Raw genomic sequence first — 24,905 nt, forward strand, 5'->3', positions numbered from 1 at the left:
ATGAGGCGCTGCCCTACTGCCCTACTGCCCTACTGCCCTACTGCCCTACTGCCCTACTGCCCTACTGACCCGCCAGATGACATTGCCGACATCGTCGGCGACGAGCAGTGCGCCGCTCTGATCGATAGCAACGCCGACCGGACGGCCCATCGCCCTGCCGTCACGCCCGACGAAGCCAGCGAGCACATCTTTCGGGGGACCGCTCGGTTTACCACCGCGGAACGGCACGAAGATCACCTTGTAACCGCTGAGCACACTTCTGTTCCACGAGCCGTGCTGACCAACGAACGCGCCGTTGCCGTAGGCTGGGCCGAGCGACGCCCCTTTGGAGAAGGTCAGTCCCAGCGAGGCGGTATGGGAACCCAGCGCGTAGTCGGGCTTGACCGCCCTAGCCACGAGACCGGGGCGCTGCGGCTTGACGCGTTCGTCGACGTTCTGTCCGAAATAGCTGTAGGGCCAGCCGTAAAAAGCGCCGTCACGAACCGAGGTCATATAGTCCGGCACAAGATCATCGCCGATCTCGTCACGCTCGTTCACGGCGACCCAAAGCTTGCCGGTTTCAGGGTTCCAGGAGAGCCCGTTCGGGTTGCGCAGCCCTGACGCGAAGACCCGGGTACGGCGGGTCGACCGGTCCACTTCAAGGACGGCGGCGCGGTTCTTCTCCGCGGCCATGCCGTTTTCTCCAACGTTACTGTTGGAGCCGACGGTGACATAGAGCTTGCGTCCATCCGGACTTGCGATCACATCCTTGGTCCAATGATGGTTGAGATCTCCGGCCGGTAAGTCGACGATCTTTTCCGGCGGCGTTGTGGCTCGGGTCTGGCCATTGGAGTAGGGGAAAGCGACAAGCGCGTCGGTGTTCGCTACATAGAGAATGCCTTTGGACAGCGTCATACCAAAGGGAGAATTGAGGCCTTCTGCGAACGTCCTGCGCACATCCGCAATGCCGTCGCCATTGGTGTCGCGCAGGAGCGTGATGCGGTTGGCGCTTTTGGTCGCGGCCCCGGCGCGCTTCATAGCCAGGTCCATAAAGACCTTTCTAAGGCTGAAGCCTTCGTCATGCTTGGCAGGGGCATTGGTTTCGGCAACCAGCACGTCCCCGTTCGGAAGCACGTGCAGCCAGCGCGGATGGTCGAGGCCGGTGGCGTAGGGGTTCACCGTCAGCCCGTTCGCCGGGGTCGGCATATCACCTTTCTGCCAGCCTTTCGCCTCGGCGATGTTGACGGTCGGGATCAGCGTCGGTCTTGGTTTCGGTAAGGTTGGGTTGGGGCCATAGCCGGTTATTGCCCCCGTTTTCTGCGCCGAAAAGCCAGCGCAGCCCGCAATGACGGCTCCCAATACCGCTATGAGTAGGCTTCGTGGGAAGCCGGCATGCATCGGACGTCCTCCGCATGGATTGCGTCGTGCCCTTTACGCAAACGCGAGTCAACGACGTATTATTCCAAACTGGCTGCAAACAACGGCGTTGGTACGCCGCCTCGGATGACCGTCAAAACAGTCACACGAAAACGGTTCGCCCGTGCTAATAATCACAGTCTAGGTCGCCACCACGCGGCGTATTCGAGAGACTGGCGACGCGATCATGAACATCCCTCTCAATCCAGACGGCAGCGATCTGTCGCCTTACCTGCCGGACGAGCACGGGCTGTTCTTCGTCTATCACTTCACCGCCGAAGGCACGAGAACCAAAGACGCGACCACCACACACTGGATATGGCGCAGCTACCAGGTTTCCGACATGCGCGCCCGCCACGAGATCGCCACCGAGCCGGCTTTGCCGCCGCCGGTGCGCGATGCCTTCCTGTCGGCCGGCCATGGCTGCCATATCGACCTCGAGGGCGACTGGCTCTACGGCGATTTGCCGGACCTGCGCCACGACTATTCGGCGGAGGCGCGCGGGCTTGGCCATTTCCGCTTCGCCTTCAACGACACGATGCTGATCGGCGGCCGCAAGCAACCGCTGCAATCGGTCGACAAGATCCGCAAGGCGATCGACAACGGATCGCGAAAGTTCCGCTCTCCGGCCGAACTGATCGAGGCTGTCATGGGCCAGTCGCTCGACGGCATGACGACGGAACTCGCTGGCCTTGGCGACACGCTCGATGGCATCGAGGACCGCATCGTCTGCGATGCATGGCACAATGAGCGGCAGGCGCTGGTCGATGCGCGCCGGCAACTGGTGGTGATCCATCGGCAGATGGCGACGCTGACCAGCCTGTTCCGCCATCTCGACCATTCGCATCGCAATGACCTGCCGGACGCGATCAACGACATGGCGGCACGGCTTTCGCATCGCGCCCATACCTTGCATCATGACGGCGAGCAATTGCAGGCCCGCGCCCGGCTCTTGCAGGACGAGCTGATGGCCAAGCTGACGACGCAGTCGAACCAGTTGCTTTACATGCTGTCGGTGATGACCGCGGTGCTGTTGCCGATGACGATCGTCTCAGGCCTGTTCGGCATGAATGTCGGCGGGCTGCCGCTGGTCGACACGCCGGTGGGCTTTTGGGTGGCGTCGGCGATATCGCTCGCCGTCGCGGTGGTCGTCTATCTGTTCGTCAGGCGGCTGGGGCGCGGGATGTAGCGGCAACCGTTACAAGGTCGCGCGAAAATCCTCGATGACAGTGCCGGCAGCGCGCGCCTCCGCTTCGTGGTTCGGCTCGCGCCACTCCTCTGCAAGGGCTGCCGTGTACCATTCGCGCATCGCCGGCAGAGCCAGCAATCGCGCCGGATAGGTGGCAGCTGCGCCCTCGAAGGACAGTCCGTAGGACTGAACCCTAAACGCCACCGGGGCAAAGAAGGCGTCAGCGGCAGTGAAGCGATCGCCAGCCAGGAACGGTCCGCCGAAGCGGCGAAGCCCATCGCCCCAGAGATCGCCGAGACGAAAGAGGTCGTGCTTCAGCGCATCCGACATCGGCACCGGCGCGACGCGGACACCGCAGTTCATCGGACAGGAGCCGCGCAAGGCGGTGAAGCTCGAATGCATTTCGGCCGCTGCCGACCGCGCCCAGGCTCGCGCCTTCGCGTCGGCGGGCCAGACGCCAGCGTGGCGCTCGGCCAGATATTCGGTGATGGCGAGCGAATCCCAAACTGCCCAGCCGTCGTCAATCAGGCACGGTACGAGGCCGCTGGGCGAGAACGGCCGGTAGAGGCTCCAGCTCGATCCGGTCGGAAACGGTGTCAGCCGCTCCTCAAAGGAGACGCCCAATGTCCGCATCAGCACCCATGGCCGCAGCGACCACGAGGAATAATTCTTGTTTGCTATGTGCAGCACGTACATCGAAAATCCTCGCTCTAACGCATTGCCGGCCGGATCTCGCGGCCGCGGAACATCGACCAGGAATAGATCGCCAGCGCCGCCCAGATCAGGCCGAAGGCGATGGCCTGGGTGCTGCCGAAGGGTTCGCCGAAAATCAGCACGGCGATCAGGAACACAATGGTCGGCGCGATATACTGCATGATGCCGATGGTGGAGAGACGCAGCAGCTTGGCCCCGAAGCCAAACAGCAGCAGCGGTATGGCGGTGACCGGGCCGCAGCCGATCAGCAGTGCGGTATCGTTCAGGGAACTGGAGACGAAATGGTCCTGCCCGGTGACGATGAGGAAGATGATGTAGCCGAGCGCCGGCACCGACAGCAAAAGCACTTCAAGCAAGAAACCCTGGCTGGGACCGATCGGCAGCGTCTTGCGGAAGAAGGCGTAGGCGGCGAAGGAAAACGCCAGCACCAGCGACACCCAGGGCAGCTTGCCGGCGTCGATCGTCAGCACCGCGACCGCGATGGCCGCCAGCACCACCGCCGCGATTTGCAGCCGGTCGAGCCGCTCGCTGAGCAGCAGCGCGCCGACGACGACGCTGACAAGCGGGTTGATGTAGTAGCCAAGCGCGGTCTCGATGGTACGGTCGACCGCGATGGCCCAGACATAGATGCCCCAGTTGACCGAAATCAGCGCCGCCGTCAGCGCCGCCATGGAAATGATGCGCGGCGAACGCAACGCCGCTTTGAAATCCGCCGTGCGGCCCGCCCAGATCAAAACGGCCGCCGCGATCGGCACCGACCAGACGATGCGGTGCGCGATGACTTCGGCCAGCGGCAGATGTGCGACCGCCTTCATATAGAAGGGCAGCAACCCCCACAGGAGATAGGCGCCCAGCGCCAGCAGGAATCCACGCCGGGCCTTTGAGTCTGCTTCGAGCTGAATTGCGTCCGTGGCCATGGCCCAACGCTATGCGCCAGCCGCCGGGCCAAGACCATCGCAAAGTTCTGATGGATCAATGGACTTTCGCTGATGGTTCAATCCTACTCCGCCGCGACCAGCCCGGCCATCTCGCGGTTCTTCATCAGCTTGTAGACGATCGAATCCATCAGCGCCTGGAATGAAGCGTCGATGATGTTTTCTGAGACGCCGACCGTCCACCAGCGGGCGCCGGTTGCATCGTGCGATTCGATCAGCACGCGAGTGATCGCCTCGGTACCGCCATTGAGGATACGCACCTTGAAGTCGGCGAGCTCGAGGTCGGCGATCTCGTTCTGAAATTTTCCAAGATCCTTGCGCAGCGCGATGTCGAGCGCGTTGACCGGGCCGTGCCCTTCCGCCACCGACATCTTCTCCTCGCCATCGACCAGCACCTTGACGATCGCCTCTGAGACCGTCTTCAGCTGGCCATTGGCGTCGAAGCGGCGCTCGACCATGCAGCGGAACGAGGTGACGCTGAAGAATTCCGGCAGGCCATGCAGCATCTTGCGCGCCAGCAGCTCGAAGCTGGCATCGGCGCCTTCATAGGCATAGCCCTCGGCCTCGCGCTCCTTGACCACTGATATCAGCGCGTCCAGCCGGTGGTCGTCTTTCGGCATTTCGATGCCGCGCCGTTTCAACTCGGCGAGGAAATTGGCCTTGCCGCCTTGGTCCGAGACCATGACCCGGCGGCGGTTGCCGACCGCTTCCGGCGGCACATGCTCGTAAGTGGCCGGCTCCTTGGCCAGCGCCGAGGCATGGATGCCGGCCTTGGTGGCGAAGGCGGAAGCGCCGACATAGGGCGCCTGCGCTTCCGGCGCGCGGTTCAGCAATTCGTCGAAGGCGCGGGACAGGCGCGATATGCCGGCCAACGCTTCGGCCGAGATGCCTGTCTCGAAGCGGCTGGAAAAGGCCGGCTTCAGCGCCAGCGTCGGCACGATCGAGATCAGATTGGCGTTGCCGCAGCGCTCGCCGATGCCGTTCAGCGTGCCCTGGACCTGGCGCGCGCCGGCCTCGACGGCGGCCAGCGAATTTGCCACCGCCTGGCCGGTGTCGTCATGGGCATGGATGCCGAGATGGTCCCCCGGTATGCCTGCCTCGATGATCTTTTCGACGATGGCGCGCACTTCCGACGGCTGCGTGCCGCCATTGGTGTCGCACAGCACCACCCAGCGCGCGCCGGCGTCGTAAGCGGTCCTGGCGCAAGCCAGCGCATAATCGGGATTGGCCTTGAAGCCGTCGAAGAAATGCTCGCAGTCGACCAATGCTTCCTTGGCCGAGCCAATCGCCGCTTCGACTGACGCCTTGATCGCCTCGAGGTTTTCCTCGTGGGTGCAGCCCAGCGCAAGGCGGACATGGTAGTCCCAGCTCTTGGCGACAAAGCAGATGGCGTCCGACTTCGACTGGACCAATGCGGCAAGGCCTGGATCGTTCGAAGCCGACACCCCTGCCCGCTTGGTCATGCCGAAGGCGACGAATTTGGCGGTTGCCGTGCGGTGCTTGGCAAAGAAGGCGGTGTCGGTCGGGTTGGCACCGGGATAGCCGCCTTCGATATAGTCGACGCCGAACGCGTCAAGCAGCCCGGCGATGGCGATCTTGTCCTCGACCGAAAAGTCGATGCCCGGCGTCTGCTGGCCATCGCGCAGTGTGGTGTCGAAGAGATAGAGGCGCTTGCGGCCCATGATCATTTCCCCGCAAACTTATCCGTCGCCCGGATCAGCCGGTCGAGGATGCCCGGCTCCGAATAGGCATGGCCGGCGCCCTCGACCAGATGGAAGTCCGCCTTCGGCCACGCCTTGTGCAGCGCCCAGGCATAGCGCGCCGGGCACGGCATGTCGTAGCGGCCATGGACGATGGTGCCGGGGATGTCCTTCAACTTGAAGGCATCACGCAGCAGCTGCCCTTCCTCAAGCCAGCCAGCATGGACGAAATAATGGTTCTCGATGCGGGCGAAGGCCACGGCGTAATCGTCTTCGCCAAACCGGCTGCTGGTTTCCGGATCGGGCAACAGCGTGATCGTCTCGCCTTCCCACAGGCTCCAGGCGCGGGCGGCCTCGACCTGCGCCTTGCGGTCGCTGCCGACCAGCCGCTTGCGATAGGCGGCCATCATGTCGCCGCGCTCGCCCTCGGGGATCGGCGCCAGGAAGCGCTCCCATTTGTCGGGGAACATTTCCGAGACGCCGAACTGGTAATACCAGTCGAGCTCCGCGCGCGTCAGCGTGTAGATGCCGCGCACGACCAGTTCGCTGACCCGCTCGGGGTGCGTCTCGGCATAGGCCAGCGCCAGCGTCGACCCCCACGAGCCGCCGAACACCAGCCATTTGTCGAAGCCGCACATGTCGCGCAGGCGCTCGATGTCGGCGATCAGATGCCAGGTGGTGTTGGCCTCGAGCGAGGCGTTGGGCGTCGACTTCCCGCAGCCGCGCTGGTCGAACAGGATGACATCGTAAAGCTTCGGATCGAACAGCCGTCGGTGCTTTGGCGAAATGGTGCCGCCCGGTCCGCCATGCAGGAACACGGCCGGCTTGGCGCCCCTGGTGCCGGAACGCTCCCAATAGACCTGATGGCCATCGCCGACATCGAGCATGCCTGAGTCGAAGGCCTCGATCTCCGGATAGAGGGTGTGCAGGTCATTGCTCATAATTTCAGGCCCTGTTGCGGCCAATTGGCCGTCTCGTGATCCGGATGCTGGAAGGAGATGATCGATTCCTGCCTTGTGTAGTAGTCAGGATCGTCATGGACCGGCGCGTCGAAGATCTTCTCCACCCAAGGCAGCCGGGCGGCATAGTTGATCTGGATCTGCGGTGCGAGGTCGGAGCGATCGTCAAAGGCGCCGATGGCGATCTCAAGCCCGCCAGGCTGCCTGTAGGTCAACGGCGTGCCGCAGCGGCTGCAAAAGCCGCGATCGATGTTGACCGACGACTGGAAATAGCTCGGCTCCTCGCGCACCCATTCGACACCGTCCTTCGGCACAGTCACCAGCGCGCCGAAGAAGGAACCGAACTGTTTCTGGCACATGCGGCAATGGCAGATGGAAGGGCGTCCAAGCGCCCCACGAATGCGGAAACGCACGGCGCCGCACTGGCAGCCGCCGGTTCGAACGGTTTCGGTCATGATCTTTCCTCCGGCGGCCATTGTTCGGTGTCGTGGTCGGGGTGCTGGTAAGAAACGAGATCGGCGAGATAGGAGGACGACGAAACATCGGCCATCGTCTCCTCGCCAGGCAATTCGTGGATGTGATCGACATAGGGGAGTTTTGCTTCGGTGCCCCACTGGATGGTCGGCGCGATCTCCTCCGCATGGTCGAAGGCCGCGATGGCGAGTGCGATGCCGTCGGGCGCCTCGAAAGTCAGCGGCGTGCCGCAATCGGCGCAAAAACCGCGCCAGGCGGCGTTGGAGGAACGAAAGCGCTTGGGCGCGCCGCGCGTCCAGTCGAGTTTTGCGCCACGCACCGACACCAGCGGCAGGTAGAAATTGCCGCTTGCTTTCTGGCACATGCGACAATGACAGACGGAGGCGTCGCCCAGCGCGCCTTCGACACGGAAACGCACGGCGCCGCACTGGCAGCCGCCTGTGTAGACCGGTCTGTTATCCAGGCTCATCACTTCACTCCGGGGCATGGCAGACGGCTTCGACATTGTTGCCGTCGGGGTCGAAGACAAAGGCGCCATAGTAGTTCGCGTGATAGTGCGGACGAAGCCCCGGCCCACCATTATCCTTGCCGCCGGCGGCGATGGCGGCGGCGTGGAAGGCATCGACTTCAGCGCGGCTGCGCGCGGTGAAGGCGACATGCTGGCGGTCCTTCGGCTTGTCCTTGCCTTGATGCAGCCAGAACACCGGCCGGTCGCGGCCATAGCCGCCGACCATGGCGCCACCGGTGTATTCCTGCGGCACCATGTAGAGCAGCGAGGCACCGAGCGGCGCCATCGCCCTGTCGTAGAAAGCTTTCGACACGTCGAAATCGGAAACGGTGATGCCAAGATGGTCGATCATGGAACTACCTCCCTCGCTGCTTCGCCGGCCGGCATTTCGGCAGCGGCCAGGCCGGCTTCGATGACAATGTGCTGGCAGACGTTGTCGATGTCGCGAATGACGTCGTCGTTCCAGAAACGCAGGATGGTCCAGCCCAGCGCCTCTAGCTTCGCGCTTCTTGCCAGATCGGATGCCGAAGGTTCAGACCGGGCATGCTGGGAGCCGTCCAGTTCGACAATCAGCTTTTTGGCGGGGCAGGCGAAATCGACGATATAGTGGGCGATAGGCATCTGCCGCCTGAAGGCTAGTCCCATCAGCCTGTGCGCTCTAATCTCATTCCAAAGCTTCAGCTCGGGTTCGGTCATAGCGCTGCGCATCTTGCGCGCATTGCTGCGGTTGTTGGCGGGTACTGGGAAATGCGTCATCGCGGTTCGTCCCCCTCTGTCCTGCCGGACATCTCCCCCTCAAGGGGGGAGATTGGACGGCACTTCGGCTTTCGCCAATCGCCGTCGTTGGTGATTGGGCGCTTCCGGCGAAGCTGCCAATCTCCCCCCTTGAGGGGGAGATGTCCGGCAGGACAGAGGGGGGTGCCTCGCGCCACCTTCACCGCTTTACCTCCCAGTTGGTGATGCGGGTGCCGGTGGCGGGGTCCTTGCCGTCCTTCAGTTGCACGCCTTGCGCCAGAAGCTCGTCGCGAATGCGGTCGGCCTGGGCCCAGTTCTTGGCGGCGATCAGTTCCAGGCGCCTGGCGATGGCCCTGGCGGTGGCATCTTCATCAACCTTGGCCGGCGCAACGTCGAAGCCGAGGAACGACAGTGCCGCCTTCAGCGAAGCGGCAGCATGGTTGCCCGCGGCGGCAGCGTTGCCGCCGCCAGCAGCATTGGAATCCACAGCCTCGCCGGCCAGTTGCGTCAGCACCTGGAACGCAGGATAGGTTGCGAGATCGTCCGACAAGGCTTCCACCACTTCGACCGGCAATTGCTTGGCCGCCGCCGGTGCCAGGTCCGCCGCCCGCTTCCATTTGCGCAGCGTATTTTCCGCCTCTTCCAGCTTGCGCACGGAAAAGTCGATCGGCTCGCGATAATGCGTCATCAGCATCGCCAGCCTGAGCACCTCGCCCGGCCACTTGCGGCCACCAAAGGTCTCCGTCTCCAGCAACTCGTTGATCGAGTGGAAGTTGCCCAGGCTCTTGGACATTTTCTGCCCCTCGACCTGCAGAAAGCCGTTGTGCATCCACACCTTGGCCATCACCTCGGTGCCATGGGCGCAGCGCGACTGTGCAATTTCATTCTCGTGGTGCGGGAAGATCAGGTCGAGCCCGCCGCCATGAATGTCGAAGACCTCGCCGAGATAGGCGGCCGACATCGCCGAGCACTCGATGTGCCAGCCCGGCCGGCCCCTGCCCCACGGGCTGTCCCAGCCCGGCTCTTCCGGCGAGGACAGCTTCCACAGCACGAAATCGCCAGGGTTCTTCTTATGCGGATCGACGGCGACGCGAGCGCCGGCCTGCTGCTCGTCGAGATTGCGTTTCGACAATTGGCCGTAGTCCGGCATCGAGGCCGTGTCGAACAGAACTTCGCCTGCCGCAACATAGGCATGGCCGCGTTCGATCAAGCGTTGAATCAAGGAGATCATGTCGACTTTGCCATCTGCGCGCGGCTCGACGAATTCAGTGGCCCGCGGCTCGACCGTAGGTTGCAGGCAGCCGAGCGTCGCCACATCCTTGTGGAACTGGTCAGCGGTCTTTTCGGTGACCCGCCGGATCGCCTCGTTCAGCGACAGCTTTCCCGAGGCAATCTCGGTGCCGAAATCGCGCAGCGCGCGGTCGTTGATCTTGTCGTCGACATCCGTGATGTTGCGCACATAGGTGACGTGCGCTTGCCCGTAGAGATGGCGCAGCAGACGAAACAGCACGTCGAAGACGATCACCGGTCGCGCATTGCCGATATGGGCAAAGTCGTAGACCGTCGGGCCGCAGACATACATGCGCACATTGCGCGGATCGATCGGGAAGAAATCCTCCTTGGTCCGCGTCAGCGTGTTGTAGAGGCGCAGGCCCTTCGATGTGTCAGACATTCGTGCCTTCCCGGTGCGTTACTTTTTGGTTGGGGCCACTTGCGCCGAGACGCAAATCAGCCACCAGCCTGCTGGCCGGGGCGTTTGTCCACTCTAGAAGGAAGATAGGCGAAAACGTCCGGACCAGCGCGAAGCTAGCCAATAATGCAGATGCCACAAATGGCGAAAGACGTTCTCATGAGCGGCTTTATCGCCTCAGCCAGTGTTGCCGTCAAGTCGCAACTTTCGGCAAAAGAGCCGCTGGATCACAGGTAATGACGCGGTGAAACATTTTATTAAACATCTCGGCACAGTCATGAAACATTCACCGGCTAGATCAGCAGATGTCACGATTTGGTCGGATTCGACCAGCAAACGCGGACACGAAGACGTTACCAGGGAAGAGAAAGATGCCTCGAGCCAAGCAGGACTCCAGCAGCGCCAAGCAACCGGCGCTCGCCAGCCAATACCGGGCGATCGGCCCGGCCGCGATCGTCGCCGCCCTTCTCCACACAGCGAAGAAGAAGAAGCCGGTGCAGAAGATCACCTCGCCCCGCGCTGCCTGATGTGACGTGCGGCCGGCCGTTCGCCAGGAAATGGCAGCGCCGGCAATGAAGGCGCTGAGGCGCCCCAGAAAATAGCAGCTACTGCTGAAACAAGCTCATCTGACTGTCGTCGGCGCCCGGCTTCCGGCGCCTGGCCTTCTCGGGCTCCGGCCCCCTTTCCTGAATCTCCGGCCCGGTGTTGGCGACCTTGTTGACGAGGTCGGAAACCCGGACGGCCTCAAAGAAATCGAGTTGTGCCGGTCTGAGCAGGTCGGCCACGTCGCGCGGCTCGCGCGTGCGGCAATCCAGCCAGCGGGCGAAATCCTGCGGATCTATCACCACCGGCATGCGGTCGTGGATATGGGCAATGTCGGCATTGGCGTTGACGGTCAGGATGGCGCCGGTGTCCATCTCCGAGCCGCCCGGCTCGGCATAGGTCTCGATCAGACCGGCGAAGGCGACAGGCCCGCCATGCTTCGGCCCACCCAATAGGGCTGTCCCCGCTTGCCGCCTGACCGACGCCATTCGTAGAAGCCGGAAGCCGGCACCAAAGCGCGGCGGTGGCGCATGGCGGCGCGAAACGAGGCCTTTTGCGCGGCTCCCTCCGAGCGCGCGTTGAACAGCAAAGGAAACTCACGCGTGTCCTTCACCCACGCTGGGATCAGCCCCCAGCGCACCAGCATCGGCTGCCGGTCTTGCAGGTTCGAGTCTGGCAGGTTCGAGCCTGGCGCTCGCGGCAAGCCTGCAATCGCCATCAGCACCGGCTGCGTCGGTGCGATGTTGTAGCGGGGCGGGAAATCCTCCAGTTCTGGCAGACCGAGAAAAGCGGCGGCCCGGTCCGGCGTGGCGGTCAAGGCGAAGCGTCCGCACATAAGCTGAAACTCGTTGGATTGGTCGGATGTGAAGGTGGCGATGGAACCGGCGTTGCGCAACCGCTAATGCTTGTTCTCGCCGACCGGTCCACAACCGGCTGCGGCAAATGGCGATCGGGGATCATGGACGAGATGCGCAAAATACTCCCGGCTGTATCGGTCGCCATTGTCCGCGGCGACACGGTGCTGCTGGTCAAGCGGGCGCGGCAGCCTTCGCAAGGATTCTACGCGTTTCCAGGCGGCAAGGTGGAGGCCGGCGAAACGCTGGAACAAGCCGCGCAGCGCGAATTGCTGGAGGAAACCGGGTTGCATGCGCACAACTACCGCCGCCTTCGGGAAATCCACATCGACGGCGGCAGCGACGGGCATCCGGTCGACTATCTGCTGACGGTATTCGGCGCCACCTATGCCGGCGGCGAGCCCGTGGCCAGCGACGACGCCGAGACCGCCGCCTTCTATACACTCAGCGAAATGACGGCGCTGCCGCTTGCCGCTTCGGTATTTGCCGTTGCCGACGAATTGCTCAGGAATACAGGCGCGTAACCTCCAAAATCGCCTTGCAGGCGACAAATTGTTTGGCCACATAGATTTATGATCCGCGCATCGGTTTTCCTTGCAGCTTGCCTCGCCGCCAGTACGGCAATCGGGACGCGGCCGGCCATGGCCGCCGAGTCGCCGTTCGAGCCGGGGCTGATGCGGCTGGCCGAGGTGCTTGGCTCGCTGCATTTCCTGCGTAATCTGTGCGGCGAGAAGGGCGACCAATGGCGGGTCGAGATGGAGAAGCTGATTGCTTCGGAAAACCCGAACCCGGAGCGGCGCGCCCGCTTCATCGCCAGCTTCAACCGCGGCTACCGCTCCTTTGACGGCACCTACACACAGTGTACCGCATCGGCGACCGAAGCCATCAGCCGCTACATGAAGGAAGGCGAGACGCTGTCGCGCGACATCGCCTCGCGCTACGGCAACTGAGCCTGGCCTGGCTCCCCCTGCTTGTGTCCCGGCCCGCTTGTGTCTGGTGGCGTCTTGGTGCAATTGTTGTGTTGCACTTCTGCAACGGTGTTAACAAAACGTTATGGCGCGGATGTGGAATTAACTCAAACTGAAGGTTTTCATCCCGCTCGCCGGCCTAATCGGCTAAGTTTTGAATCGGATCGAACGCAGGTTTGCAAAACGTGACGAACCCTTGTCGAAACGACCCCAGAAATGTCGTATTTACAAGTACTTACTTAACCTGCGAGTAAAAGGGACAGCCCAAGCCTGATCCGCATCCGCCGGATCGCCGCTTGAAAAGGGTGGACATCGCAATGGAACATGGCGTCAACGACATCGACGCGCTGGTCAGGGAAGAAAAGCGCCTGACTGCAGTGGAAAGCCACAGCGAGGCCTGGGCGGAAGGGCTTTCGGCCGGAATCGAGACGGAAATCATCGCCGAGGCGGCCCTCGAAACCGCGTTCGGCGAGATGCTGCGCGCCAATGGCGAGACCTCAGCCCTTGCCTTGCTCGACCGCATGCGTGAAAAGGTGATAGCTGGGGCCTTCGAGCCGGGACGGCTGCGGCACTGATTGGCATCAGGCTCTTCGATGACGGCGTGCCGCTTGGGCGTCATGCCCCGGGCACCTGGGCGGGCCTGGGCAGCTGGACGGAATCATGGAGAGGCAGGCGGTGAATTTTTCGACGTCAGGCCAGCCGCGTGGCTTGGCCCTCAGCATCCGGCTTGCCGCTTTTTGCGCCGCGTTTCCGCTGGCGCTTTGCCTCGCAATCAGCCCCGCCTATGCTTTGAGTGAAATCAAGCGCGAGGACCTGCCCTCGCCAGTCACGCCGCCCGCCGACGACGACATGTCGCCGCCCGGAACCGCGGTGCCGACGCCCGGCCCGCTCGGCGCGACGCCGCCTGCGGCGAGCCAACCGACGCCACCCGACGAACGGGAACAGGTCGAACCGGGCGGGCCAACAGACGATGGTGGCATAGCCAATCCGCAAGTCGACCCGGATGAACCCTTGCCCGAGGTCGTCTACCATCTCGGCAAGCTGCCGGAGCCGGTCAGGCGCATGCACAATTTGATTATCGGGGCCTGCAAGAGCGGCGACATCGAAAAACTCCGGCCGCTGATCGGCCAGGGCGATGCGATGACCCAATTGTCGCTGGCCGATATCGAAGGCGATCCGATCACCTTCCTGAAAGGGCTTTCGGGCGACGCGGAAGGCCAGGAAATCCTCGCCATCCTGGAAGAGGTGCTCAGTGCCGGCTATGTCCATGTCGATGTCGGCACGCCGCAGGAGCTCTATGTCTGGCCATATTTCTTCGCGCTGCCGCTGGACAAGCTCAACGCCAGGCAGCGGGTCGAGCTGTTCAAGATCGTCACCGCCGGCGACTATGACAGCATGAAGCAGTTCGGCGCCTACATCTTTTACCGCGTCGGCATCACCCCGGATGGACAGTGGACGTTCTTCGTCGCCGGAGACTGAGCGGCATAGCCTCTCCTATCCTCAAGCCCGCGCAGAGCATCGGAGTGGATACCGGTTTTGGGAAAATCCGATGCTCAAACAGAAGATAAGCGGCGGGACGATGCGATTTGAAAGTCCGCCGCTCTATACCGCCAGCGCCTCGGAAAACTCTACCGCACTGCCCTGTCCGGGTGTGACGATCTCGCCTTCCCACATCACGCGCCGGCCGCGCACGATCGTGCCGACCGGCCAGCCGGTGACTTGCCGGCCGTCGTAGGGCGTCCAGCCGGCCTTCGAGCCTGCCTGCGCATTGGTGATGGTCTCGCGGCGCTTCAGATCGACGATCGTGAAATCGGCGTCGTAGCCGGCGGCGATGCGGCCTTTCCTGGCCATGCCGAAGATACGCTGCGGGCCGTGGCTGGACAGGTCGACGAAACGCTGCAACGTCAGCCGGCCGGCATTGACGTGATCGAGCATGATCGGCACCAGCGTCTGCACGCCGGTCATGCCCGACGGCGAGGCCGGGTAGGGTTTCGCCTTCTCGGCCAGCGTGTGCGGGGCGTGGTCGGAACCCAGCACATCGACAATGCCTTGCGCAATGCCGCGCCAGATGCCGTCGCGGTGGCGCGATGCGCGCACCGGCGGGTTCATCTGGATCAGCGTGCCAAGCTGCGCATAATCGTCCGCGCTCAGCGTCAGATGATGCGGCGTCGCCTCGCAGGTCGCGACGTCCTTGTGCAGTTCGAGGAAAACAATCTCCTCGGCGGTCGAGATGTGCAGCACGTGGATGCGGGCGCGAACCTGGCGCGCAATGCGCACCAGGCGCTCGGTGCAGCGTAAGGCGGCGATCTCGTCGCGCCACACAGGATGCGAGGCCGGGTCGCCCTCGATGCGTTCGCCGAGCCGCTGGCGCAGCCGGAATTCGTCCTCGGAATGGAAGGCCGCACGGCGGCGCGTATTCCTCAGGATCGAGGCAACGCTTTCATCGTCCTCGACCAAAAGGTCACCGGTCGACGAGCCCATGAACACTTTTATGCCGGCAGCACCGGGTAGCCGCTCAAGGTCGCCGGCGTCCTTTGCGTTCTCGCGGGTGCCACCGACCCAGAAGGCAAAGTCGCAATGCATGCGGCCGGTGGCACGCCGAACCTTGTCGGCAAGCGCTGCTTCGCTGGTGGTCAGCGGGTTGGTGTTGGGCATCTCGAAGACGGCGGTGACGCCGCCCAGCGCCGCTGCCCGCGAACCTGTCTCCAGATCTTCCTTGTGCTCCAGCCCCGGCTCGCGGAAATGCACCTGGCTGTCGACGACGCCCGGCAGGATGTGCAGGCCGCGACAGTCGACCGTTTCGCCAGCGGAAGCCTGGCCGAGATCGCCGATAGCGGCGATGCGCCCGCCGTTGATGCCGATGTCGCGCCGGCCTTCGCCGTCGTGGTTGACCACCGTGCCGCCTGTCAGGATGAGGTCGTAGGTCGTGGCCATGCTGATCCGGTCTCTTGCGGGGGGAGTGCCAGCGGCTTACGTAATGGCCGACCGTTTTGCAAGATCAGGTTCTTTTCCGCCCATGCCCTTTGCCCAGTTGAAAGACCGCGCGCTCGTTTCCGTGTCAGGACCGGATGCCGAGAGCTTTTTGCAGAACATTCTGACCACCGACCTCGACGCGCTGGCTGCCGGCGAGGCAAAGCCGGGCGCTTTGCTGACGCCGCAAGGCAAGATTCTGTTCGACTTCCTGATCTCCCGCGCTGGCGAGAATTTGTTCCGCCTCGAATGCCGATCCGATATATCAGACGATTTCATACGCCGGCTGATGCTCTACAAATTGCGCGCCAAGGTCGAGATCGCCAAGGCAGATCAGGGACTTGTCGCTGTTGTTTGGGAGGATGATTCAACAGCTTCGCAGTTTGATTCAACGCCGGTTGCCGATGCACGGTTCCGCGACGCAGTCGTCAATCGCTTTTATGGCGCCGCTGCCGCCGGCGGCGACCCGGCCGCACGCTTTTATGGCGCCGCTGCCGCTGGCGGCGACCCGGCCGCATGGCAAGCTCTGCGCATCGCCCATGGGATTGCCGAAAGTGGCAGCGACTATCAGCTCGGCGACGCCTTCCCGCATGATGTGCTGCTCGACGAGACCGGCGGCGTCGGCTTCAGGAAGGGTTGCTATGTCGGCCAGGAGGTGGTTTCGCGGATGCAGCATCGCGGCACCGCCAGACGGCGGGTGCTGATCGTTTCGGCCGAACGGCCCCTGCCCGCTCCTGGCACAGAGTTGACAGTTGCAGGGCGACCGGTCGGCACGCTTGGCACGGCCGCCGGCACGGCGGGCCTCGCCATAGCCCGCATCGACCGCGTCAAGGCAGCGCTCGACTCCGGCCAGCCGATCATGGCGGATGACGTCCCTGTGTCGCTCACCATCCCGGCCTGGGCGAAATTCATCTTCCCGCAGGAACCCGTCGGCGCGGAGGAGGCCTGATGGCGGCTGACCGTCCCGGCGCGCCGCCGCGCGCCTGGCAGCGCATGCTGTCGGGCCGGCGGCTCGATCTGCTCGACCCCTCGCCGCTCGACATCGAGATTTCGGACATCGCCCATGGGCTTGCCCGCGTCGCCCGCTGGAATGGCCAGACCATCGGCGATCACGCCTTTTCCGTCGCCCAGCATTCGCTGCTGGTCGAGGCGCTTTTCGGCGAGCTGGTGCCGGACGCCCCAGCCGATGCGCGGCTGGCGGCTTTGCTGCACGACGCGCCGGAATATGTCATCGGCGACATGATCTCACCGTTCAAATCGGTCATGGGCGGCAGCTACAAGGAGTGCGAGCTGAGGCTGCAGCGTGCCATCCATCTGCGCTTTTTGCTGCCGGTCGAACCGGTTGCGGGCCTGCGCAAGGAGATCAAGCGCGCCGACCAGATCGCCGCCTATTTCGAGGCGACGCTGCTTGCCGGTTTTTCGACCGCCGAGGCGACCGAATTCTTCGGCCGGCCGCGCGGCTTCAATGCCGACCGCTTCGATTTCACCCCGCGTTCGGTGACCTGGGCGCAAAACGCGTTTCTCAAACGGTATGCGGCAATCGAGAAATCGCGGCGCCAAACAGTGCAGCCGGCCGACTGAAAAACGCTGAGGGGATACAGCGCCGTGTTCGGGCGGGGAGCCGAAGGTGTGAGCCTGCCGCGACGGATAGAAGGCTGGGGCGTCGATCGGATAGAACCCCTGCTACCGTCCCTGTCGGTCGAGCCGCTCCAGGAACCACTGCGTCAGCCGCACCCAGACCTCATCTTTTTCGCCAGAGTCCTCCCAGCCATGGTCGAGGTTGGGATTGTCGTTGACCTCTATGACGAAGACACCGTCCTTGGTCTCTTTGAGGTCGACGCCGTAGAGGCCATCGCCGATGCAGCGCGCCGCCCTCACCGCCGTCTCGACGACATGGGCCGGCGCCTCCTTCAAGGTGAAGGTCTTGATGCCGCCCTGGTCAGGCTTGCCGTTGGCCTTGTGGTTGACGATCTGCCAGTGCTTCTTGGCCATCAGGTAGTGCACGGCAAACAGCGGCTGGCCGCCGAGCACGCCGACGCGCCAGTCATATTGGGTCGGAATGAATTTCTGTGCGATCAGGAGATCGGAATCCTCCAGCCATTCGGTGGCAAGCGTCTTCAACTCCTCAAAGGTAGCGCATTTCTTGACTCCGCGTGAAAACGACGAGTCCGGGATTTTCAGCACCAGCGGAAAGCCCAGCGTCTGCGCCGCCACTTCAAGGTCCGAGATGCCGGCGATCATCACCGTCGGCGGCACCGGCACCTTGTTGTAGGTCATCAGCTCGTTGAGATAGACCTTGTTGGTGCAGCGGATCATCGACAGCGGATCATCGATGACCGGCATGCCTTCCTGCTGGGCGCGGCGCGCGAAGCGGTAGGTGTGATTGGAGATCGAAGTCGTCTCGCGGATGAACAGCGCGTCGTAGTTGGCGAGCTTGGCCAGATCCTTTTTGGTGATCGGCTCGATTTCGACGCCCATCTTCTCGGCGATCTTGGCCCAATAGCGCAGCGACGAGATCTCCGATGGCGGCAACTCCTCATGCGGATCGACCAGCGTGGCGAAGGTGTAGCGCGCCGGCGTGCGGCCCTTGGTGTCACGCCACTCGCGGCTGGTGTAGGTCTCGAGGCACTGAAGAAAGCGCTTTTCTTCGTCCTCGGTCATCCTGGCCAGCGGATGGAAGCCGATCTTGCGGATCGACGCCCATTCGGCGTTGTCCGTGATATGGACTTCCAGCGCCGGCGCCCGGAACCAGTCGAACAAAAGCTTGGCGAAGCGATCCCAAATCTTCGACGAGCCGATGCCGAAAAAGATGCAGACTTTTTGCGGAAAGGCTCCGCCCAGATCCTTGCGGCATTTGTTGAGCGCGAGTTCCAGTTCCGGCAGCGCATGCTCGTAGAGCTTGCGCTCGGACAGGTCGATCATCGTCTCGACCGTCGGAATGACCTTGTGACCGCGCGAACCGGCGAGCAGCGAGGCATAGTAGCCGCGGCTTTGGTAGCCGTAATTGTTCGACAGGTTGATGACTTTCGGCCGTTGGCCGCGAAACAGCGCCGGATGCGCAAGATAGTCGCGATTGGTGATGATCTTGTGCGGTGTCGCCACCTGATCGAGATCGTTCTGCCGGCCGGTAAGGATGACCCAGGTCATTGTCTTCAGCGCTTTCCGAGGATTATGGCGGCACGCAATCCATCGCGGCCGAATTGCGCCATGTTCATGAAGATGCCGTAAGGCACCGGAATGTTGGCGGCATCAAGGATGGTCTCCTGTCTCTCGTCTTCGACCCAGGGATCGTGGATCAGGATATGGTCGCCATCGTCGCCGATGGCCAGCACCCAGTGCGGAACCTTCTTGCCGAACATAAGGAAGCCGCTGATCAGGACCAACACCAGTTTTCCTTCTGCGATTGCGGTGCGGATATCGTCTATGGCGAATGGACGGTAATTCACCGGGATGCCGTAACGTTCCGCGCGCCGGCGAAAGTCGACCTGCGCCAGTTCCATCACCCGGCGCTTGTCTTGGCTGCGCACCGACTGCAGGAACAGCGCACCATGAAAGGAGACATATATCTCGGCAGACAGCCCGCTTTCGTGGCCGGCAACGGCGAGGCCGAACGGCTCGCAGCCGCCCGGCCCCGACATCATGAAAACGGTGGTCGACTCGCGCCACAAACGGATTTCCATCACCGGGTCGGGCACGAAGCCGGCATCGAAATTGGCCATCGCCATCATCAGGCAGCACGGGCCGCAAGTGAAATCGCAGGTCTGCTGGTAGAACGGCACCCTGGTGGCGACCGGAATGTCGCCGCGCAGGGTCTTTTCGTAGCGCAGCGCCGTGGCGCCGTCCTCGTAATAGCCCGGTTCGCGGCCGATCTTGCGGTAGCCGCTCTGCTCGTAAATGCGGATGGCTCGGCTGTTGTCCTCGCGCACCTCGAGACGCAGCATCATGCGGTTGTGCTCGAAGGCGGCTTCCTCGGCCCGTTCCAGCAGCATGCGGCCAATGCCGAGCCCGCCGGAAAACGGACCGGTGGCAATGGAATAGAGCCGCGCGACTCCGCTGCCCTTGCGAAACAGCACGACCGCATAGCCGGCGATGCGGCCGTCGTTTTCGGCAACCAGCATCTCGGCGGTCTCGCGTTCGATCAACTGACGAAAGGAGCGGCGGGAAATGCGGTCGCCAGAGAAAACAGCTTTTTCGATCGCCGCGAGGTCATCGACGTCGGACGCGCGGGCCGTGCGAATCTCGGCAGGCATGCGGGCTTGGAAAACCTCGATTGGATTCTTGGAAAGGCCTGGTCAGAAGTGTCGACAACACAGCCGAAGCGCCAGCATCCGTCAAGCGCTATCGCACCTCGATTCGGGCTGAATTGTGACAGTTTCGGCGGCGCATGACCCCCAAAAAAATCGAAATCGATTTTCGGAAAGTATCATGCGCAAAAATTAAGTGCCGCAGCCTTTGCGTGTCCAAAGACGCGGCGCTGTAGACGCAAGCTTTGAAAAACAGCGCAGCTCAGCTGGCAAGCCCGGCGACAAGCTGGCTGTAGGCGCTCTTCGCCACTGCAGTCAGCTGCGCGCGCGGCAGCGAGCCGACGACGGCGCAGCCATAGCCCTTGTCCAACCAGTAGATCGCCTCGGGGCCGTCTTCTTCCGATCCATAAGTGCCCTTGGTCTTCTCGGCCGATTCCGCTGTGACGAACAGCGAGATGCGCTCGCCCTTGGCGTCCTCATAAAGCAACATCGCGGCCTTGCTCTCGCCAGCGGGCAGCAGCCGACCGCCGATGAGCTGGAATCCTTGCGCCGCCAGATCCGGTGCGACCAGCTTCAGGCCGAGCCTATTGGACAGCCAGGTCTGCAGATGATCCTTGTCGCTGGCCGGCACTTCCACCGCATGCCGCTGCTCGGCGGCATAGAGGACATGGGCTGCGATCGCCTGTTCGGCGAGTTGGTCCTCGGCCGGATCTTCCAGACCGAGATGGTCAATGCCGGCGACATAGCCGCCAACACCGCCGATGGCCAGCATCGCCGCTGCGGCGGCCGCCCGCCACCAGCGCGAGCTCGATGCCGCCGTCTTGACCGGCCCCTCGCCGAACACGATATTTTGCAACCGCGCCGGCACCGGCTCGTCGAGCACGCCGGCGAAGGCGGCACGAAGTGCTGCGCGGTCGGCGACATAGCGGACGCTCCTCGCCTTCATTTCAGGATTGGCCTCGAGCCAGGCGTCATAAGCCACGCGCTCGTCAACCGGCAGCTCGTCATCGAGGGCCATATGGATGTCGCGTTCGGAAAAGTCGCGCCGGGTCATTTCTCGACGATCCTTATCGCCCGGCGACGCGCGGCATCATCCAGCAACCCGCGCAACTCGTCACGCCCGCGCGCGATGCGCGACATCAGCGTGCCGGCCGGGACGCCGAGGATATTGGCGGCCTCGGCATAGGAAAAGCCTTCGATGGCGACCATGACCAGTGCTGCGCGCCGATCGGGGCTGATCGCCTGCAACGCGTCGATGATCTCGCGCGAGGCGATGCTCTCCACCTGCTCAGCGGGCGCTGCCTGCGCCTCGCGCGCTTCCAGCGGCAGGATCGCTGCTTCGCCGCGCCGGTTCACCTTGCGCATCTGGTCGATGAACAAATGATGCATGATCGTAAACAGCCACCTCCTGGGGCTTTCTCCAGTCTGCCAATTGTCGAGCCGCACAAGCGCCCGTTCGAGACAGTCCTGAACGAGATCGTCGGCGGAATCGCGATCGCGCAGCAGCGAGCGCGCGTAACGGCGCAGGCGTGGTATCTCGCCAAGGATTGCTGCCTTCTTTTCGTCCATGACCGCTGGTTCTGAGGTCGCCCTTGTTCATCCGATTGAACGCGCCTTCACGGCGCGGCGCAAGCGGCCAGCGCGAAGCGGTCCGCCGCCCGGCCACCCAAGCAATGCAATAACGCTGGCGCGGACCGGTTTATTCCCGGTGGGATTGAGAGGCAACGCAGAGTCCTCTCATCGCGGGCCCCGATAACCCGCCGTGGCATGTGCGGAAGGCGCAGCGAGCCGCCGAGTTCCTTCGCACCCCTCCAGCGCTGCGAAATATCCCACGCCGTATTGGGACTCACAGTTGAACCGCCCAGACCGGGCTCGCCAGCGTCAGTCTTCCCATGCCTCGTCAGTAAATGCCTTCATGTCGAAGTTGGGATCGGATGGCCCCAACGCGGCACACTTCTCCTGCCACACCGCAATCCTGTCACGTAAAGGCTTGCAGGCGTGGTTACGCTCAAGTTCATGCAAAAGCGCAATCCGCACGGCTTCCGTTTTGCTGGCGGCGTTGATCTCTCGCTGCAGTTTCGTGGCCAACGCATCCACTTCGTCATCGCGAATATAGAGCGGCACTTGAAAGTCTCCTTCGGGATATTCAAATATTTCATTTTGAATATCCAAACAACAGACCTTTAGGTTCCTCTCGCTGCTCTTGTCAGCAGCCGCTGATAGAACAGGCCGATGCCGATCAGCACCGCGCCGAGGCCGATGAAGGACAGCGCCCTCAGAACGCCTTCCAGTTCCGACATGTCGAAGAGGAACACCTTCAACACCGCGACCGAGATCAGGGCGGCCGACGCAACGCGCAGCACCTGCGACTTCAGCCAGACGCCGGCGGTGAGCAGCGCCACGCCGATGATCAGCCACAGCGCGGAATAGGTGTAGGTCTCGAGCTGGCCGAGGCCGCTCCACAGGCCGATGAACTCGCCCTTGAACAGCCGCCGCACCGATAGCGTCGCATAGACGAAGGCGAGCAGCGCCGCCATCAGCGCCAGCATCGCGGCATACCATTTCGGCCGCTTGTCACGGGCGTAGAGCGCGAGCCCGCCGGCAGCGATGGCCGGCAAGAGATAGGCGAGGAACAGCAGGTTGAACACCGGGATCCGGCCGGTTGATTCGTCGGTAAACAGCGGGTTCAGCGCCACAAAATGCTGGATGACGATGAAGGCGACCGAGACGACGCCCGCGGCAAGCGAACCATAGCGCAGCACCAAGCTTGGCGAGCGCATGTCGATGGCGACCAGGATGGCGCCGGCGCCGATGGCGATCAGCGTGTAGATCGCCTGCTCGGCGAGCGTCGCAGCACCCGTGTCGATGACGCCGCCATGCATGGCATGGCGCACCAATATGGCAACCGTGAGCACTGCAAACAGTGCTGCGCCCGCTTCCATGGCGAGGCGTGGCCGGCCATTTGTGGTGCGGGCGAGTTGCCAGGCGGCAAAGCCGAAGGCAAGCGCCGGCACGCCATAGCCCAGCAGCAGCCAGTTGAACACCGGCGTCCTCGACAGGAATTCAGCGCCGACGATTGTCGGATCGAAGGCGATGCGGCCGAGCACCGCGATGACCGCAGCGACCGAAATCCAGCCGAGCACCGGGTAGGCGCGCCAGCGGGTGGCCAGCGCCGGCACGATGGCCGCGGCACCCAGAAGCATGGTCGTCCAGCCGGACCCAAAGGCCATATAGAGCATCAGCAAGGCAGCGACTGCTGCCCCGCCAAGCGCGAACGAGATGGCCGCACCGCCCTGCAGCGGCGGCTGTTCACCGCGCGCAATCCACTCGCCGCCGGTGGCGAAGACCACCACCAGAAGGGCTGCAACCGCCGCGTAGACAAGATCGCGGTCGAGATTGCCGAAGGTGAACCAGAGCGCCAACAGAATGACCAGCGGTGCGACAACGCCCCATGCCGCCCATGAGGCGGCACGGATGTGAGCCGATGAAGCAAATTTGCGCGCTGCCCAGAAGCCGGCTGCGATGAACACAAGTCCGAGAAAGATGCCGATCCTGAGCACCAGCGTATCGGCAACTGCCGCCGGCAGGCCATCGACGCCGAGAGCGCCACCTGAAAAGTCTGAAACGACGGAGGTTGGCGGAATGATGCCGAGATAGACCAGAACCGTCGCCAGCCCTGCGGCGTGCAGAAGCGCCAGCGCGAGCGGTCGGTAGAGCGCTACCGCGACCAGGGCTGCGATAAGGGCTGCTCCCGGCAGAGCATCGCCGGCAGCGTATGCGGGGTCGACGAACAGCGCCATCGCCGAAAGGCCGACGAAGAAGCCAGGCGCGACCGATGGCCAGTCGAAGCCACTGGCGGGTCCTGCTTCGCCACCGCGACGGCCGAGCCAGACGAGGGCGAGCACGGCCAGGGTCACCGCGCTGATAAAGAGGACGACAGGCAGGTTGGTGCCCGACGCGTCGGTCATGTAAAGAATGGTCCACAGGCCGGTGCCGACGAACGCTGCCGCCATCAGCAATTTCCAGTCGCGCAGGCGGGCGATCACGCCGGTAGCGGCGAGCACAATCGCCAAATAGCCGAACAGCGCCCAAGGACTCGGCGCCTGCGAGGCGACCAGCATGGGCGTCACCACTGCGCCGAGCAGGCCGACGCCGGCCAGTGCCTGGCCATGGACGAGGGCTGCTGCGATCGTCGCCACACCGATGGCGCCGAGCAGCGTGAAGGCGAGCGCCGGCCCGATGAAGCCGTAGACGCCATGCGCGGCATAAACCGTGCCGAACAGGATGAAAGCACCGGCCGCCGTCAGGATCGCCGGAATATAGGCGCCGGCCACTCCCTGCACCGGCACCTTGAAGCCGGTACGGCGGATGAACTCGCCGACGGCGACCAGCACCAGCCCGAGCATTGCTGCCATGCTCAGCCGCACGCCGGGACCGAAAATGCCGGCCTCGATGGTGTAGCGGATCAGAAACAGCCCGCCCAGCGCCAGCGCGATGCCGCCGACCCAGACCGCCCAGCGGGTGCCGAGCGCCGTTTCGATATCGGGTTTTTGGGCCGGTTTCGCCGTCGCGGCCACCGGTTGCGCAGGTGCAGGCCCAGCCGGCGCCGCTTCACCCGCAGTCCACGGTCCGGATGCAGCCTCCCCGGCTTCAACCTGCGTGGGCGGCTTTTCCTCAGCAGCAGCTTCGCCCGCCGATGGCGGGGCAATGTCGGTCACGGCCGCAATTGCCGCGTCTGCCGGCATGCTGTCGTTTGCGGCCTGTTCTACCGGCTTGGCCTGCGGCGGGGCCACATGGACGCCCGAAAGCACGAGGCTGCGCAGCGCACCGAGTTCGCGCTCGATCAGGCCGATGCGGCTCTGCTGGCGCGAGATAACGACGAACAGCGCGATGATCGCGACGAGGCCGATCAGGCTTTCGAACATGGCGGTTCCCCCAAACCAAGCCAGTAGTGACCGACAAATACGGCGGCCAGACGGCCAGCCGAGTCAGCCCTCCGCCAGATTGGCGGCCGGAAAGATCGAGCA

Annotated in this window: 25 protein-coding genes and 1 pseudogene; 8 read left to right on the forward strand and 18 right to left on the reverse strand. The window is 63.4% G+C overall.

Annotated features, from left to right (window positions below):
• Positions 1–45: 45 nt before the first annotated feature.
• Positions 46–1,377 (reverse strand): PQQ-dependent sugar dehydrogenase, encoded by a 1,332-nt coding sequence (locus tag AC0L3D_RS14345; protein ID WP_287316982.1) that lies wholly within the window; start codon positions 1,375–1,377, stop codon positions 46–48.
• A 205-nt stretch (positions 1,378–1,582) separates the two neighbouring features.
• On the opposite strand from AC0L3D_RS14345, the gene AC0L3D_RS14350 reads away from it, so the two are divergent.
• Positions 1,583–2,584, forward strand: a complete 1,002-nt coding sequence (locus AC0L3D_RS14350) for a transporter (protein WP_473627707.1) — start codon at positions 1,583–1,585, stop codon at positions 2,582–2,584.
• A gap of 9 nt (positions 2,585–2,593) precedes the next feature.
• Here the strand turns inward: AC0L3D_RS14350 and AC0L3D_RS14355 are convergent, their stop codons facing one another.
• The 9 genes from AC0L3D_RS14355 to cysS form a co-directional block, all read right to left on the reverse strand.
• Complete coding sequence (locus tag AC0L3D_RS14355) at positions 2,594–3,280, reverse strand: glutathione S-transferase family protein (protein WP_473627708.1); 687 nt, start codon at positions 3,278–3,280, stop codon at positions 2,594–2,596.
• Positions 3,281–3,294: 14 nt separating this feature from the next.
• Positions 3,295–4,215: an EamA family transporter RarD gene (rarD, locus tag AC0L3D_RS14360; RefSeq protein ID WP_128170805.1), complete on the reverse strand. Its 921-nt coding sequence runs from the start codon at positions 4,213–4,215 to the stop codon at positions 3,295–3,297.
• Between the two features lie 83 nt (positions 4,216–4,298).
• Positions 4,299–5,915, reverse strand: coding sequence for a citramalate synthase (gene cimA / locus AC0L3D_RS14365; RefSeq protein WP_473644717.1), 1,617 nt, complete (start codon positions 5,913–5,915; stop codon positions 4,299–4,301).
• Between the two features lie 2 nt (positions 5,916–5,917).
• Positions 5,918–6,874 (reverse strand): prolyl aminopeptidase, encoded by a 957-nt coding sequence (pip, locus tag AC0L3D_RS14370; RefSeq protein ID WP_473644719.1) that lies wholly within the window; start codon positions 6,872–6,874, stop codon positions 5,918–5,920.
• On the reverse strand, positions 6,871–7,347 hold the full coding sequence (locus tag AC0L3D_RS14375; protein WP_023800738.1) for a GFA family protein: 477 nt from the start codon (positions 7,345–7,347) through the stop codon (positions 6,871–6,873). Before AC0L3D_RS14375 ends, pip begins: the two co-directional genes overlap by 4 nt.
• Complete coding sequence (locus tag AC0L3D_RS14380) at positions 7,344–7,835, reverse strand: GFA family protein (RefSeq protein WP_128170808.1); 492 nt, start codon at positions 7,833–7,835, stop codon at positions 7,344–7,346. The genes AC0L3D_RS14375 and AC0L3D_RS14380 overlap by 4 nt, the downstream gene beginning before the upstream one ends.
• 4 nt (positions 7,836–7,839) lie before the next feature.
• The gene (locus AC0L3D_RS14385) at positions 7,840–8,226 is read right to left on the reverse strand and encodes a VOC family protein (protein ID WP_023800740.1); all 387 of its coding nucleotides are present in this window, start codon (positions 8,224–8,226) and stop codon (positions 7,840–7,842) included.
• A complete protein-coding gene (locus tag AC0L3D_RS14390) occupies positions 8,223–8,630 on the reverse strand; it encodes an endonuclease domain-containing protein (protein ID WP_419696593.1) in 408 nt (135 codons plus the stop codon). The genes AC0L3D_RS14385 and AC0L3D_RS14390 overlap by 4 nt, the downstream gene beginning before the upstream one ends.
• A 178-nt stretch (positions 8,631–8,808) precedes the next feature.
• Entirely contained in the window at positions 8,809–10,281 is a 1,473-nt protein-coding gene (cysS, locus tag AC0L3D_RS14395; protein WP_473644721.1) for a cysteine--tRNA ligase, read from the reverse strand.
• 389 nt (positions 10,282–10,670) lie between these two features.
• On the opposite strand from cysS, the gene AC0L3D_RS14400 reads away from it, so the two are divergent.
• On the forward strand, positions 10,671–10,826 hold the full coding sequence (locus AC0L3D_RS14400; protein WP_023800743.1) for a hypothetical protein: 156 nt from the start codon (positions 10,671–10,673) through the stop codon (positions 10,824–10,826).
• A 78-nt stretch (positions 10,827–10,904) separates the two neighbouring features.
• Here the strand turns inward: AC0L3D_RS14400 and AC0L3D_RS14405 are convergent.
• Positions 10,905–11,677, reverse strand: a pseudogene (locus AC0L3D_RS14405) (SOS response-associated peptidase).
• A gap of 123 nt (positions 11,678–11,800) precedes the next feature.
• On the opposite strand from AC0L3D_RS14405, the gene AC0L3D_RS14410 reads away from it, so the two are divergent.
• The 4 genes from AC0L3D_RS14410 to AC0L3D_RS14425 all read left to right on the forward strand — a co-directional run bounded on the left by AC0L3D_RS14410 (position 11,801) and on the right by AC0L3D_RS14425 (position 14,143).
• Positions 11,801–12,220 carry an NUDIX hydrolase gene (locus AC0L3D_RS14410; RefSeq protein ID WP_128187865.1) on the forward strand — a complete coding sequence of 140 codons (420 nt, stop codon included), beginning with the start codon at positions 11,801–11,803 and terminating at the stop codon, positions 12,218–12,220.
• Between the two features lie 48 nt (positions 12,221–12,268).
• On the forward strand, positions 12,269–12,646 hold the full coding sequence (locus AC0L3D_RS14415; RefSeq protein WP_473644723.1) for a TIGR02301 family protein: 378 nt from the start codon (positions 12,269–12,271) through the stop codon (positions 12,644–12,646).
• A 335-nt stretch (positions 12,647–12,981) separates the two neighbouring features.
• The gene (locus AC0L3D_RS14420) at positions 12,982–13,239 is read left to right on the forward strand and encodes a hypothetical protein (RefSeq protein WP_023800747.1); all 258 of its coding nucleotides are present in this window, start codon (positions 12,982–12,984) and stop codon (positions 13,237–13,239) included.
• Positions 13,240–13,339: 100 nt separating this feature from the next.
• Positions 13,340–14,143 (forward strand): hypothetical protein, encoded by an 804-nt coding sequence (locus tag AC0L3D_RS14425; RefSeq protein ID WP_473644738.1) that lies wholly within the window; start codon positions 13,340–13,342, stop codon positions 14,141–14,143.
• Between the two features lie 123 nt (positions 14,144–14,266).
• Here the strand turns inward: AC0L3D_RS14425 and AC0L3D_RS14430 are convergent, their stop codons facing one another.
• Complete coding sequence (locus AC0L3D_RS14430; protein WP_473644725.1) at positions 14,267–15,598, reverse strand: dihydroorotase; 1,332 nt, start codon at positions 15,596–15,598, stop codon at positions 14,267–14,269.
• Between the two features lie 82 nt (positions 15,599–15,680).
• Between AC0L3D_RS14430 and ygfZ the strand changes: the two genes are divergently transcribed.
• Together ygfZ and AC0L3D_RS14440 are read left to right on the forward strand one after the other, a co-directional pair.
• Entirely contained in the window at positions 15,681–16,583 is a 903-nt protein-coding gene (gene ygfZ, locus AC0L3D_RS14435; RefSeq protein WP_287341821.1) for a CAF17-like 4Fe-4S cluster assembly/insertion protein YgfZ, read from the forward strand.
• Positions 16,583–17,215, forward strand: coding sequence for an HD domain-containing protein (locus tag AC0L3D_RS14440; protein WP_128170814.1), 633 nt, complete (start codon positions 16,583–16,585; stop codon positions 17,213–17,215). Before ygfZ ends, AC0L3D_RS14440 begins: the two co-directional genes overlap by 1 nt.
• Positions 17,216–17,317: 102 nt before the next feature.
• Here the strand turns inward: AC0L3D_RS14440 and AC0L3D_RS14445 are convergent, their stop codons facing one another.
• The 6 genes from AC0L3D_RS14445 to AC0L3D_RS14470 all read right to left on the reverse strand — a co-directional run bounded on the left by AC0L3D_RS14445 (position 17,318) and on the right by AC0L3D_RS14470 (position 24,803).
• A complete protein-coding gene (locus AC0L3D_RS14445) occupies positions 17,318–18,781 on the reverse strand; it encodes a RimK family protein (RefSeq protein ID WP_023800752.1) in 1,464 nt (487 codons plus the stop codon).
• 5 nt (positions 18,782–18,786) lie between these two features.
• Positions 18,787–19,884: a peptidase C39 family protein gene (locus AC0L3D_RS14450; protein ID WP_031255527.1), complete on the reverse strand. Its 1,098-nt coding sequence runs from the start codon at positions 19,882–19,884 to the stop codon at positions 18,787–18,789.
• Between the two features lie 256 nt (positions 19,885–20,140).
• The gene (locus AC0L3D_RS14455; RefSeq protein WP_023800755.1) at positions 20,141–20,932 is read right to left on the reverse strand and encodes an anti-sigma factor family protein; all 792 of its coding nucleotides are present in this window, start codon (positions 20,930–20,932) and stop codon (positions 20,141–20,143) included.
• On the reverse strand, positions 20,929–21,447 hold the full coding sequence (locus tag AC0L3D_RS14460; protein WP_023800756.1) for a sigma-70 family RNA polymerase sigma factor: 519 nt from the start codon (positions 21,445–21,447) through the stop codon (positions 20,929–20,931). Before AC0L3D_RS14460 ends, AC0L3D_RS14455 begins: the two co-directional genes overlap by 4 nt.
• A gap of 312 nt (positions 21,448–21,759) precedes the next feature.
• Positions 21,760–22,002 carry a type II toxin-antitoxin system VapB family antitoxin gene (locus AC0L3D_RS14465; RefSeq protein ID WP_023800757.1) on the reverse strand — a complete coding sequence of 81 codons (243 nt, stop codon included), beginning with the start codon at positions 22,000–22,002 and terminating at the stop codon, positions 21,760–21,762.
• Positions 22,003–22,061: 59 nt separating this feature from the next.
• On the reverse strand, positions 22,062–24,803 hold the full coding sequence (locus AC0L3D_RS14470) for a DUF2339 domain-containing protein (protein ID WP_473644727.1): 2,742 nt from the start codon (positions 24,801–24,803) through the stop codon (positions 22,062–22,064).
• Between the last annotated feature and the right edge of the window lie 102 nt (positions 24,804–24,905).

This window comes from Mesorhizobium sp. WSM4837 (genome assembly GCF_055811435.1).